Raw genomic sequence first — 12,091 nt, forward strand, 5'->3', positions numbered from 1 at the left:
GTAAAAATTGATAAATAGAGTGCTGTCTGGTTATTATTTTTTGCTTGCGATTTCAAAAATAAGGAGTATCTATATAAGGATAAATATACAGCTTAGTATGCTGATAGAGTGATGGAAAAAATAATGAAATATTAAAATTATGTTTAATATTGGTAAGTGAGGTGTAATTTATGAGTGAATTATCTGATCGGGAACCGCTCTATTTAAGTATTGCCCGCTGGTCGATGCAACAACAACGGTGGGTCAATGCGAATGAGATTGCTGAGCAGTTTGATTTATCCAGAAAACGAGTGATAAACATTGTGTCCTATATGATTTCTGAAGTAGCGGAAATCGCCTGTATGACTAAAACAATTCCTAACGATCTTGCCGGGAGTGGCTGTCAGTGTCAGCGTTTAATTCGCGTTAATCATATTGATGATGCTATTGAGGAACGGGTTAAAAATGCACTGAATAAGGCAAAGACCGCGCAGCAGATTGAGGACGAGGAAAGCATCGTCGCAATGTTGCCGATGGAACTGAATAACAAAGACAAGTGGAAGCAGTTTTTGTCAAAGTCCTGCCGTAAGGCAATTTAGGCTGGGTTACTGGTTGAATGACCTACGGTGAAAAGAGCCTACTGTGAAAAGAACCAATGTGTCGTCACGGTACAATCCACTAAATTTGATACGGGGTATTGTCTACGGGTCATCACTAACCGGAGATAAACCAATGACTGATATTATAAAAGCGGCTTTTATTTTTACTTCACCAAAAGCCGATCCGACAATCCATAACGGTTGGGTTAAAACCGAGGGTGTTCACCTTAAAACCGTGGCCGTTGCTAGCTATCAACAAGGGTGCGATATTCTTGACGATTTATATGAGGAAGGCATCAGAACCGTTGAGCTATGCGCAGGCTTTGGTCATCAGGGCGTTGCTCTTATGGTTAAAGCAGCCAAAGGCCGAATGCAGGTCGGCGTGGTGCGCTTTGATACCCATCCCTTAATGGGATTTTGTAGCGGAGACAGCAGAAATAATGGAATCACTGGTGCAGATGCCGCGGTGGTATAAGTTGGAACGATGCAAAGGTATATAGCGTCACCCGGTAATGTGTTATCCCCGTGGATAGCACATTATTGGTATTGGAATTTACCCGCTGGGACTGCGTTACCAGAGCTATTTCCCGGCACTGGAGGGGAGCTGCTGTTTAATTTAGGCGGTCCTTTGCTGCTGAAGGTGATTTCTTTGGAAAACGGAATAATTACCGATACGCAGGTCGTCAGGACCGGGGATGCATTTTTATTCAGCCCACGCAGGGTTCGGATCCGGCTTGCGCCATTGACCATGCAGTCTGAGGTGAAATTTATATCGGCCCGTTTACGCTGCGGTACCAGTTTTCCTCTGTTTAGCCTTTCTCTTGAGGAACTAAGAGACCGGCCGATATCTCTGAACGATATGGCTTTAAAACATGCATTTCCTGAGCTACTGGAAGTGCCATTTAATGGATTAGTAAGCCAGTTAGAACGTTGGCTTATCAGCATGTTAGACCAACATCTTACTGCTGTTCCTCATATGACTCAGGCTGCCAACCGGCTTTACTATGGCGCAGATTTATCAACGGTGCGTGAACGGCTGGCGCTGAATCCGCGAACGATGGAAAGACGTATCCGTCACTTTATTGGCGTTGATGCACGTTATTTTTGCCGAACTGCGCGTTTTCAGCATACCTTGCGTCAGATATTATCCGGTCAGGACGTGCTCGACAGCGCGCTGGCCCATGGCTATACCGACCAATCCCATTTCATTAAAACCTGCCGATTTTTTACCGGGCTAACCCCTAACCAGTTACTCACTGAGCAATATAGAGGGCTAAATTGTTATATTTATCCCGAGGGCAAGGGCGAGCTTGGCTAGGTCCCCCTAGGGATTCTTACTTCAGGCTGATTACGTTTAGACCAGCGGAATCAGGGCAAACAGCCCAAAGGTTGCGCTTAGGTTAATCAGCGTTGTCATAATAAAAATAACAAACGCGGGCGGGTCAATATGGGTATCGCCATGCACCAAAAATAGCCGGGATATGAGTTCGCCCAACAGTGCGCACAGCACGCCGATAATCGCCGCCCACAGTAAGCTGCCTGAAAGCACCGCGACGGTGGCCGCCGGTAGTGAAATATGGTGAGAGACCGGAACCTGCGTATTGAAATGTAAGAAAATTAGGGAAAACGCAGAAATACCAAAGGCTAATAGCGCTCCGTTGCCGCCAAGGCTGCTGCCAAGATAACCGGCAAATAGCCCAATGCCAACGCCCAAGGTGGCTAACTGCCCAATCCGGCTGTGGTAGGGCATCCAGCATTTATCACTGGGCGGATAGCACTGGCGAATGCCGGCATCAGGTTTACCAAACAGGCCGGTTTTACCAAACGCAAAGCGGGTGATAATGCCGGAGACTACCACCGAAAGCGCAACGGTATCCGTCCAGGCCAGACCCGATGAAAACGCCGGTACCCTGCTAGCCAGGCTGATACAGAGGTAACCGATTACGCCAAAAATGCCGCCGACTAGCAGAACGTCGGGCGCGGCGAGGCCGCTTAGCCCGGCGACGATGTTTCGCCCGTTGGCTAATTTCCCTCTTTTAGCGGCATAGGCGGTAGCCGCAACGCCGGAGGCAAATCCACCTACGTGCGGCCCGAACATGCCAAAAGGCAGTTCAATAAATGAAGACGGTGCGCCGGTAGCGATCTGTATTACAACCAGCGCAATCACCAGTAAACCAACGAATTCAAACGCGGCCAAAGCCCCGATTGCTGCGCCAAATATTCCCGCACCAAATACAATTAATAAATCATGAATATTCATTCTAATATTACCTTTTAATTGATGGTGATTTTATTTTTCTAATTAATAGCCAAAGAGAAACTAGCACGTGTGGTTTATTTCTGTCGCTATACTATCTTGTCAGGTGATACGTATAATTTGCACTGCGTTTCTTTGATTGTAAAAATAATGCTAGCGTTATTGTGGTTCGCTTTTTTATTTAAAATAATCATATTATATATTTGGCTTAGCCTATTTTTATCTGCTTAATTATTATTGGGTCATGAAGGTGCTTATTGTTTTTAAATATTATTTAAATAAGGGGAGGATGACGTTGCATCAGAGGAATTTTTTGATGGTGCAATTGGGATAATGACAAAATATTCCTGTTTTTGAACAAGGATAACCTATCAGCCAAATAATAAGCGGTGCTAGATTTAACCCATGTAAATTGACGCTAATAGCGAGCGATACGCAATGACAAAGCAATTCTATGTGAAACCCAAAGTGTATACCGGCACCGATTCTCTATCGTTACTTGAGCAGTATCACAATAAACGAGTAGGGATCGTCACCGATTCATTTATGGCAAGTTCAGGAATGACAGACCGGGTGCAGCAAAGGCTCTCGTCGTGCTCGGTCAAAATATTTAGCGACGTTAAGCCCGATCCGAGCGTCGATATTCTGGTTCAGGGCGCGGGCTATTTTCAGTCATTCCGGCCCGAGGTAATTATTGCGCTTGGCGGCGGTTCATCGTTGGATGCCGCTAAAGGTATTTTAGTCACCCTGCAGGATTTAATTCCCGACCAAAAAATTCTATTAATTGCCATTCCCACTACCAGTGGTTCAGGCTCTGAGGTGACTTCTTATGCGGTTATTTCCGAACCGGAGTCCGGGCGTAAATATCCGCTGGTATCGGATCAGTTACTCCCCGATATTGCTATTTTAGATGCGAGCCTCGTGCTCAGCGTGCCCCGTTCTGTGTCGATAGATACCGGAATGGACGTTATCACTCATGCCATTGAAGCCTACGTTTCAACCAATGCTAATGATTTTAGCGATGCGCTGGCTGAGAAAGCGCTGAGCTTAGTGCATACCTATCTGCCGGTTATCTATCGCGATGGCAATAATCTTCAGGCGCGTGAAAAGGTCCATAACGCCTCTTGTATGGCCGGCATGGCATTTAACTCAGCGGGTTTGGGGTTGGTCCATGGTTTAGCCCATGCGCTGGGCGGGGTATTACATATTCCCCACGGCAAAATTAACGCCATGCTGCTACCGATAATCATTGAGTTTAACGCGGCACAGCAACAGAAAACGGCGATCGACCGTTACGTTACATGCGCACAGATCTTTGGCCTGAATAGCCATTCCGGGCCCTATGCCGTGAAGCAACTGGTCAATGAAATCAGGCGTATGAACCAGACTATGGGCATTGTGCACAGCCTGAAAGCATTGGGTTCTGATTTACAGCTGCTGGCTAAAAACCGTGACAGTATTATTCAGGCCGCGTTGGACGATGGTTGCACTCAGACCAACCCACGCAAAGCGAGCGCCGCCGAAGTAGACCGGCTGATAACCAAAATTATTGGTTAATCAGCATTATCTTGTGGTTTTTTTTGGCATGGGTAAAAAAATTCCTCGTGCCCGTCAAGACATTTTGCCAGCGGCTCCTTTATAGTGGAATCAATAGTTGGCTCAAGCACAGAAATAAAACAGCGCTATTTCACCGGTTCATCGGTTTATACCCAACAGTCACGATGTTCTTTAGCCGAGCGTTTAAATATGAATGAAACAAACTCGCAAGCCCAATGGATCACTCAGCAAATTATGGCTGAGATGGCAAAAAGTCATCCTGAGTCAGCGTCACCAAGCCGAGCGATAAGCGATAGTGCGCAGCCTGCGCTAATGGTACCGGTGGGCATATCCAACCGGCACGTGCACCTATCCCGTGAAGATATGGATATCCTGTTTGGCTACGGATCGTCGCTCACCCGCATGAAAGCGGTTAAGCAACCGGGGCAGTTTGCCGCTGCAGAGACGGTCACTATTAAGGGGCCCAAAAAGGCGATCGAGAATGTGCGCATTCTCGGGCCGCTGCGCAGTGAAACTCAGGTTGAAATATCGATAGCCGACGGTTTTGTGCTGGGCGTTCAGGCACCGATTAAAATGTCCGGCGATCTTGTCGGATCCAGCCCGATTGAGATTATGGGCCCGAAAGGCAGCGTCACCAAAGACGGCGGCGTGATTGTTGCGTGGCGGCATATTCATATTCCTTGTGATATGGCGGCGCAGTACGGGTTAACCGACGGGCAAGAGGTTAGCGTTCAAACTGAAGGCCATCGTGCTGGGATCATGCAGCGTATTGCGGTGCGTGCCACTCAGGCTTCAGTACTGGAAATGCACGTTGATGTGGAAGAGGCCAATGCCTACGGATTAACTAACGGCAGTCTGGTTAAGGTTATTGGTTAAAGTAAATAAACAGGGCATTGAATATGGCCAACGCGGAATCGGAAACGCTATTGCTCGAGTTTGCCCGCCTGGTGCGTGAAGCGGCGTGCAACCCCTATTGCGGTGACTTAAAGGTTGGCGTCGATCTCGGCACGGCCAATATTGTTCTGGCGGTAGTCGATAGCAAAAATAATCCGATTGCCGGAGTCACTTACCCTTCGACCGTGGTGCGCGACGGAATTGTGGTCGATTACCCCACCGCGACGCGCGTCGTTAAGCAGCTAAAACAGCAGTTGGAACAGCGACTCGGCTGCACGCTTACCTACGCCGCCACCGCCATACCTCCGGGCATTTCTGCCGGTAATACTAAGATTATCGCCAACGTGGTTGAATCCGCCGGTTTTGAAGTAACCAACATTGTGGATGAACCGGTTGCCGCCGCTAGCGTATTAAAGATTAGACACGGTGCGGTTGTCGACGTGGGTGGCGGTACTACCGGCATGAGCATTTTGCGCAACGGCAAGGTTATCTTCTCTGACGATGAGCCGACCGGCGGCACGCACATGACGCTGGTTCTGGCCGGTGCGCTGGGTATCTCTTTTGCACAGGCGGATGAAATTAAAAAAGATCCCGCCCGTGAGCAAGAGGTGTTTGCCATGATTAAGCCGGTGGTTGAGAAGATGGCCAGCATTGTCGACGGTTGGCTACGGTACTATGCCACCAAGAATATCTATGTGGTTGGCGGCGCCAGCCATTTCGAACAGTTTACCTCGGTATTTGCCAACCAGACCGGCAGGCAAGTGATTCGCTCGATTGAGCCGCTGTTTGTGACCCCGTTGGGGATTGCACTTAGCGTACGGCGTTAAAGGAGCGATGCTAAATGAGCCAATGTGAGCTATCAGCGATGATTGACAGAGCAATTATCGAGTTGATTTCTGAGCGGGTCATTGCGGTTTTACAGCGTTCTAAAAAACGCATTGCCGTGCTGTTTACCGGCAGCGACCAACGCGCGTTTATTCAAGCGCTACCTCAGCTTCAGGCGTTGAGCCAACGAGATTACTCACTGTCATTACTGTTTTCTTATAGCGCGCAGCCAATGCTGGAGCAGCTTCAGGCCGAGATAGCTGGGTTGTCACCGGCGCATGTTTGTCAGCCTGGCGAACACACCACGGCGGACTATTTCGAACGGATTAACCAAAGCGGTTTGCTACTACTGCCGGGCCTGTCACTCAATACGCTGGTTAAATCGGCATTGGGTATTAGCGATAGCACGCCGTCAGAGGTGATAGCCCACGCGCTGGCGCAGGGAAAGCGAATCGTTGCCAGTCTCTGTCATCCGGCAAATAGCGCCGTTTTACCGGCCTATGCCGCTAACATAGCGCAGCATATTGCCCGGCTACAGGCATACGGCGTCGATTTTGTCGATCCGTCAGAGCTGGTATCCGGTATTGAATTACCCAGTTGGGCGGCTTTGGCTCATCCATTTTGCCATCCACCTCGCGACCATCGTCGCGCTGAGCAGAAAAAACGGCTGGTTAGCCTGCGCGACGTTCTGTTACACGATCCTTCACGCCCGTTCAGCCTTGCGCCGGACATGCTATTAACCCCCGCCGCGCGCGATGAAATTAACCGAAGAAACATCCAATTAATTAACCGTATAGGTGATGAATATGTATCTCGCTAAAGTGATTGGTACCGTGGTTTCAACCACCAAAAACCCTTCATTGATCGGCATGAAGCTACTGGTTATCAGCAAGCTGAACGAAAACCTCAAGCCGGAAGGGAGTACTGCGGTGGTGGTAGATACCGTTGGTGCCGGCAACGGCGAAATTGTGATTGTTTCCTGCGGCAGCTCTGCCCGCTTAGCCTGTGATAAACAACATTCGGTGCTCGATGCTGCCATTGTCGGCATCGTTGATTCCGTAGAGCTGGCCTGAACGCCCGAAACGATAGCGATAGAGGATGCCAACGATGCCAACCGTGAGCCAGATACCCGACAGCCGGATCGATCGGCTGATCGAACTCAGTATTGAGCGCTGTACCGCTCAGCGCGCACCGTTTCTGAGCCTTAATGATATGAAACGTTTGGCCCAGCTGGTTGAAGAGCAGGCCAATGCCATCGGCTTGCCGATTGTTTTTAGCCTGGTTGACCCGAACGGTGTGCAAAAGTACTTTTTCAGCCAGCCGGATGCGTTATTAATCAGCCACGAACTGGCGTTTAAAAAAGCCTACTCTGCCGTTGCGTTGCGAATACCGACCCACTTATTGGCCGAACAAATGGCGCCGGGTGCCGATTTATACGGTTTGCAGCAGTTGAATAATATTAGCGGCGTTGGCGGTGGCTTCCCCTGCTGGCACCGTGGAAAAATAGTTGCCGGTATTGGCGTTAGCGGCGGAACCGTAGCGCAAGATATGATGATTGTCATTAATGCGCTTGCCCAGTTTAGCCGCTCTGATTTTGAGCTTACGCCGCAAAGAACATAGCCCAGCTCGGTTATTCCTATTGTCGTGACGCCCGTTCCCTTTATCTGATTAAACCGCTTGCTGACAGGAGCAAAGATGTCCTTTTCACCTTTAATATTGGTTATTAACTGTGGTTCTTCATCGTTAAAATTTTCACTTCTGGCGGTTGATGACCACCGGCCGGTGCTGTCGGGTATCGCAGAACGCTTGGGGCTTGATAACGCTTATATTTCATTTAAAGACGCTCAGGATGTGAAAACCACGCTGACGCTAACCCCGTCGGGTCACCAACGTGCATTAGCATTGCTGATTGAGCAGTTAGACCAGCGTGGTATGACTTCGCATATTGTTGCCGTCGGGCATCGGGTGGCGCACGGCGGCAGCAAGTTTAAGCAGTCGGTGATGATTACGCCTGAAGTGTTAGACGATATCCGCTCATTCTCGATGCTGGCACCGTTGCATAACCCGGCCAACGCTCAGGGAATCGAAGCGACGATGGCGGTTTTTCCACGGTTGCCTCAGGTGGCGGTTTTTGATACCTCGTTCCACCAGACCTTGCCCGCGGCGGCCTATACCTATGCCATTCCCTATGAATATCAGCAAGAGCTACAGGTTCGCCGTTACGGTTTTCACGGCACCTCTCACCGCTACGTTGCCGAGTCGGCCGTGGCTCTATTGGGGCTGGACCCGAACGATCACGGCATTTTAGTTGCTCATCTGGGTAACGGTTCATCGGTGTGCGCGGTTAAAAACGGCGAAAGCGTTGATACCTCAATGGGCATGACGCCGATCGAAGGTTTGGTCATGGGAACCCGCGGCGGCGATATCGACTTTGGCATTCTGACCTATCTTGCCCGCTGTACCGGTAAATCCTTAGACGAGCTGGATGACATGATGAATAAGCAGTCTGGCCTGTTAGGTATATCCGGCGTTTCCAGCGATTGCCGTACCTTACAGGAGGAGCGCAGTAAAGGTCACCCGCGAGCCTCTTTAGCCATTGACGTGTTTGTTCACCGGCTGGCACGTTATCTCGGTGGGCATATGATGTCGCTGTCTCGCTTAGATGCGATTATTTTTACCGGCGGTATCGGTGAAAATTCCAGCCTGATTAGAGAGCTGACGATAAATCATTTATCGGTGTTGGGCATCAGGCTGGATGCGGATAAAAATGCCCATACCTGCGGCGGCAAGAGCGGGGTTATTTCGCTGACCAATAGCCCGGCTGTGGCGGTAATTCCAACCAATGAAGAGAAAATGATTGCGCTGGACGTGGTCAGATTAGCAAATATTTGCTAATTAAAAATTGGTAGAGTTAATTCTAATTTATTGTTTATTCAATTAATATTTTCATTGAGGGCGTAATGCCCTCAATCCATTCTTATTCTCTCTTTTCCGATAGGAATATTTTGTCTTGAGGCAATTATTCATCGCAAGAATCTCCGGTTAGTTGTCAAGACATTTCCCTGCCTCCTACTTACTATCGATTTTAGAAAAGTCCCGTCTATCGGCCAGCGTGCGATTAACGTGGGCTAACCGATTGCGATAAAAACTAACTATATCAAAAACTAACTACGTCTAACCGCCGTAAGGCATTAAGGAGTCAATATGCAACAAGAAGCATTAGGTATGGTGGAAACAAAGGGCCTGGTTGCTGCCATCGAAGCCGCAGACACCATGGTTAAGTCAGCCAACGTTACGCTGGTGGGTTACGAAAAAATTGGTTCTGGCTTAGTCACCGTGATGGTTCGCGGCGACGTTGGCGCGGTGAAAGCGGCTACCGACGCAGGTTCTGCCGCCGCCAGCAAAGTGGGTGAATTGGTTTCTATCCACGTTATTCCACGCCCTCACACCGAAGTTGAAAAAATTCTTCCAAGCGCCATGACAAAAAGCTGATTAGAGCAGGAGAGGTAAGATGAAAGATAACCTTGTTGACCAGATTGTGTCTGAAGTGATGCGCAAACAAGCCAACGGTACGATGGAAACAAGGGCCTCTTCTTTTTCGGGGGCCTGTGGTCTGACAGAGTTTGTGGGTACCGCCATTGGCAGCACCATTGGGTTGGTGATTGCCAATGTCGATCCGCAGCTGCATGAACTGATGGGAACAGACAAAAAGTACCGTTCTATCGGTATTCTCGGAGCCCGTACCGGAGCAGGTCCCCATATTTTTGCCGCCGATGAAGCGGTCAAAGCCACTAACAGCGAAATCCTGTCGATTGAACTACCGCGCGACACCATGGGCGGCGGCGGTCACGGTAGCTTAATTATTTTTGGTGCCGAAGACGTTTCCGACGTTCGCCGGGCGGTTGAAGTTGCCCTATCTGAAGTAGAACGAACCATGGGTGACGTTTATGGCTCGCCTGCCGGTCATTTGGAGTTCCAGTACACCGCCCGTGCCAGCTACGCCTTGAATAAAGCCTTTGGCGCACCGCTGGGCAAATCCTTTGGTATTACCGTCGGTTCACCGGCCGCTATCGGCGTTGTTATTGCCGACGTTGCCGCTAAAGCGGCGGTGATTGAGCCCGTAGGCTACTGCAGCCCGTCAAAAGGTACCAGCTTCAGTAACGAAGTTATCTTCACTTTTGCGGGTGATTCCGGCGCGGTGCGTCAGGCCGTTATTGCGGCCAGAGAGGTTGGTTTACAGCTTCTGGCGACGCTTGACCCGGCAGAAATTAAATCTACAACCGTGCCTTACATTTAGTCAGGCCGTATTGAGTAAGACCGTCTTGGGTTATCAAGCGTTAAAATAAGACAAGGAAAAGCAAGATGAATGATTTAGAAATATCCCAGGCCGTTGCCAATATATTGGGTAAGTATGGCGCAACGACGGGATCATCTGCCACTTCAAGCGCTTCGCCGACATCTGCCAACGCTGATGTTGCCCCGGTACAGGTTAAAGCCGAGCCTGAAGACCCGATCGCTAAAATGGTGGCTCAGATATTGAGTGAAACCACGGCGCAAAGCGCCAGCCGCGCTACGGTACCCGCACCGGCATCGATAGGCTTTAGCGCCAGCGCTGCCGATGCTTCAAATAATGGCATTTTTAGCCATATGGATCGGGCTATTGAGGCTGCCCATATCGCTCAGCGTCAATATTCCCTTTGTTCTATGGCCGATCGCGCCAGCTTTATCAAAGGCATTCGTGACGCGTTTAGTCAGCAGCCGGTGCTGGAGCAGCTCTCGCGCATGGCGGTTGAAGAAACGGGAATGGGCAACTTTCACGATAAGGTGATTAAAAACCGGGTGGCAGTATTACAAACGCCCGGCGTTGAAGACCTTGTGACTCAGGCCTGTAGCGGTGATAGTGGGCTAACGCTGGTTGAGTATTCAGCCTACGGCGTTATTGGCTCCATTACCCCGACCACCAACCCGACAGAGACCATTATCTGTAACGCGATTGGTATGCTGGCGGCGGGTAACTGCGTGGTGTTTAGCCCGCACCCGCGTTCAAAGCAGGTTTCGCTGCTGGCGATCGCCATGATTAACCAGAAGCTGGCCGAGTTAGGCGCTCCGGCGAATTTGGTCACCACCGTCGAGCAGCCGTCAATTGACAGCACCAATCAACTGATGAAGCATCCGAAGGTCCGAATGCTGGTCGCAACCGGCGGGCCAGCTATCGTCAATACCGTGATGTCCAGCGGCAAAAAGGCCATTGGTGCCGGTGCCGGTAACCCTCCGGTGGTGGTTGATGAAACGGCCAACATTGAGAAGGCGGCAAAAGACATCGTTAACGGCTGTAGCTTCGACAACAACATGCCCTGTGTGGCTGAAAAAGAGCTGTTAGTGGTCGATCAGGTGGCTGATTTTTTAATTCATTATATGAAGAAAAACGGCGCTTACCTGCTCAGCGATCGCGCTCAGATTCAGAAATTACAGGATCTGGTGCTGAACGAAAAAGCAACCGGACCGAACACGGCGTTTGTCGGTAAAGGGGCGGTTTATATCTTAGAGAAGCTGAATATTTCAGCGCCTGCCGATACCAAAATCATTCTGCTTGAAACCGATAAGACCCATCCGTTTGTGGTCCATGAACTGATGATGCCCATTTTACCGCTGGTTCGCGTTGATAACGTCGATGCGGCCATTGATTTGGCTATCGAGCTTGAGCAGGGCAATCGCCATACCGCCATCATGCACTCAACCAACGTTGAGAAGCTGACCAAAATGGCAAAACTGATTCAAACCACAATTTTTGTGAAAAACGGCCCGTCTTACGCGGGGTTGGGCGTGGGCGGTGAGGGCTACACCACCTTTACCATCGCCGGGCCTACCGGTGAAGGTTTAACCTCGGCTAAGTCTTTCGCCAGAATGCGCCGCTGCGTAATGGTTGAGTCTTTGAACATCCGTTGATGAGCCGGTTTTAACCATAAAGGCAGGAGAGAGC

Annotated in this window: 14 protein-coding genes; 13 read left to right on the forward strand and 1 reads right to left on the reverse strand. The window is 49.8% G+C overall.

The features are described from left to right. The first annotated feature begins 170 nt into the window (after positions 1 to 170). From caiF to GVI43_RS09595, 3 genes are all read left to right on the forward strand, one after another. Positions 171 to 578: a carnitine metabolism transcriptional regulator CaiF gene (gene caiF, locus GVI43_RS09585; protein ID WP_159566643.1), complete on the forward strand. Its 408-nt coding sequence runs from the start codon at positions 171 to 173 to the stop codon at positions 576 to 578. Between the two features lie 133 nt (positions 579 to 711). Beyond that, positions 712 to 1,053: a DUF6506 family protein gene (locus GVI43_RS09590; RefSeq protein ID WP_159566644.1), complete on the forward strand. Its 342-nt coding sequence runs from the start codon at positions 712 to 714 to the stop codon at positions 1,051 to 1,053. Between the two features lie 9 nt (positions 1,054 to 1,062). After that, entirely contained in the window at positions 1,063 to 1,896 is an 834-nt protein-coding gene (locus GVI43_RS09595) for an AraC family transcriptional regulator (RefSeq protein WP_159566645.1), read from the forward strand. A 36-nt stretch (positions 1,897 to 1,932) separates the two neighbouring features. Here the strand turns inward: GVI43_RS09595 and GVI43_RS09600 are convergent, their stop codons facing one another. Further along, positions 1,933 to 2,838, reverse strand: a complete 906-nt coding sequence (locus GVI43_RS09600) for a DUF7973 family transport facilitator (protein WP_159566646.1) — start codon at positions 2,836 to 2,838, stop codon at positions 1,933 to 1,935. 435 nt (positions 2,839 to 3,273) lie between these two features. Between GVI43_RS09600 and GVI43_RS09605 the strand changes: the two genes are divergently transcribed. From GVI43_RS09605 to GVI43_RS09650, 10 genes are all read left to right on the forward strand, one after another. Beyond that, positions 3,274 to 4,392, forward strand: coding sequence for a 1-propanol dehydrogenase PduQ (locus GVI43_RS09605; protein WP_159566647.1), 1,119 nt, complete (start codon positions 3,274 to 3,276; stop codon positions 4,390 to 4,392). Positions 4,393 to 4,476: 84 nt separating this feature from the next. Continuing rightward, positions 4,477 to 5,268, forward strand: a complete 792-nt coding sequence (locus tag GVI43_RS09610; RefSeq protein WP_281351004.1) for a phosphate propanoyltransferase — start codon at positions 4,477 to 4,479, stop codon at positions 5,266 to 5,268. 23 nt (positions 5,269 to 5,291) lie between these two features. Further along, on the forward strand, positions 5,292 to 6,113 hold the full coding sequence (gene eutJ, locus GVI43_RS09615) for an ethanolamine utilization protein EutJ (protein ID WP_159566648.1): 822 nt from the start codon (positions 5,292 to 5,294) through the stop codon (positions 6,111 to 6,113). Positions 6,114 to 6,127: 14 nt separating this feature from the next. After that, positions 6,128 to 6,931: a flavoprotein gene (locus tag GVI43_RS09620; RefSeq protein ID WP_159566649.1), complete on the forward strand. Its 804-nt coding sequence runs from the start codon at positions 6,128 to 6,130 to the stop codon at positions 6,929 to 6,931. Then, positions 6,918 to 7,184, forward strand: a complete 267-nt coding sequence (grpN, locus tag GVI43_RS09625; RefSeq protein WP_159566650.1) for a microcompartment shell vertex protein GrpN — start codon at positions 6,918 to 6,920, stop codon at positions 7,182 to 7,184. The genes GVI43_RS09620 and grpN overlap by 14 nt, the downstream gene beginning before the upstream one ends. A gap of 34 nt (positions 7,185 to 7,218) precedes the next feature. Then, the gene (locus GVI43_RS09630) at positions 7,219 to 7,731 is read left to right on the forward strand and encodes a GlcG/HbpS family heme-binding protein (RefSeq protein WP_159566651.1); all 513 of its coding nucleotides are present in this window, start codon (positions 7,219 to 7,221) and stop codon (positions 7,729 to 7,731) included. Between the two features lie 75 nt (positions 7,732 to 7,806). Further along, complete coding sequence (tdcD, locus tag GVI43_RS09635; RefSeq protein WP_159566652.1) at positions 7,807 to 9,006, forward strand: propionate kinase; 1,200 nt, start codon at positions 7,807 to 7,809, stop codon at positions 9,004 to 9,006. 309 nt (positions 9,007 to 9,315) lie between these two features. Continuing rightward, complete coding sequence (grpH, locus tag GVI43_RS09640; protein WP_159566653.1) at positions 9,316 to 9,603, forward strand: propanediol utilization system shell hexameric protein GrpH; 288 nt, start codon at positions 9,316 to 9,318, stop codon at positions 9,601 to 9,603. A gap of 19 nt (positions 9,604 to 9,622) precedes the next feature. Next, the gene (pduB, locus tag GVI43_RS09645; RefSeq protein ID WP_159566654.1) at positions 9,623 to 10,408 is read left to right on the forward strand and encodes a propanediol utilization microcompartment protein PduB; all 786 of its coding nucleotides are present in this window, start codon (positions 9,623 to 9,625) and stop codon (positions 10,406 to 10,408) included. A gap of 65 nt (positions 10,409 to 10,473) precedes the next feature. Then, positions 10,474 to 12,057, forward strand: coding sequence for an aldehyde dehydrogenase family protein (locus GVI43_RS09650; protein WP_159566655.1), 1,584 nt, complete (start codon positions 10,474 to 10,476; stop codon positions 12,055 to 12,057). Positions 12,058 to 12,091 lie beyond the last annotated feature (34 nt).

This window comes from Budvicia diplopodorum (assembly GCF_009800925.1).
Lineage (GTDB): Bacteria > Pseudomonadota > Gammaproteobacteria > Enterobacterales > Enterobacteriaceae > Budvicia > Budvicia diplopodorum.

Excerpts from the sequence above, each read along its gene's own strand:
- eutJ (WP_159566648.1), top strand. The coding sequence starts at position 5,292 with ATGGCCAACGCGGAATCGGAAACGCTATTGCTCGAGTTTGCCCGCCTG.
- caiF (WP_159566643.1), top strand. The coding sequence starts at position 171 with ATGAGTGAATTATCTGATCGGGAACCGCTCTATTTAAGTATTGCCCGC.
- pduB (WP_159566654.1), top strand. The coding sequence starts at position 9,623 with ATGAAAGATAACCTTGTTGACCAGATTGTGTCTGAAGTGATGCGCAAA.
- GVI43_RS09590 (WP_159566644.1), top strand. The coding sequence starts at position 712 with ATGACTGATATTATAAAAGCGGCTTTTATTTTTACTTCACCAAAAGCC.
- GVI43_RS09620 (WP_159566649.1), top strand. The coding sequence starts at position 6,128 with ATGAGCCAATGTGAGCTATCAGCGATGATTGACAGAGCAATTATCGAG.
- GVI43_RS09595 (WP_159566645.1), top strand. The coding sequence starts at position 1,063 with ATGCAAAGGTATATAGCGTCACCCGGTAATGTGTTATCCCCGTGGATA.
- tdcD (WP_159566652.1), top strand. The coding sequence starts at position 7,807 with ATGTCCTTTTCACCTTTAATATTGGTTATTAACTGTGGTTCTTCATCG.
- GVI43_RS09650 (WP_159566655.1), top strand. The coding sequence starts at position 10,474 with ATGAATGATTTAGAAATATCCCAGGCCGTTGCCAATATATTGGGTAAG.
- GVI43_RS09600 (WP_159566646.1), bottom strand. The coding sequence starts at position 2,838 with ATGAATATTCATGATTTATTAATTGTATTTGGTGCGGGAATATTTGGC.
- grpN (WP_159566650.1), top strand. The coding sequence starts at position 6,918 with ATGTATCTCGCTAAAGTGATTGGTACCGTGGTTTCAACCACCAAAAAC.
- grpH (WP_159566653.1), top strand. The coding sequence starts at position 9,316 with ATGCAACAAGAAGCATTAGGTATGGTGGAAACAAAGGGCCTGGTTGCT.
- GVI43_RS09605 (WP_159566647.1), top strand. The coding sequence starts at position 3,274 with ATGACAAAGCAATTCTATGTGAAACCCAAAGTGTATACCGGCACCGAT.
- GVI43_RS09630 (WP_159566651.1), top strand. The coding sequence starts at position 7,219 with ATGCCAACCGTGAGCCAGATACCCGACAGCCGGATCGATCGGCTGATC.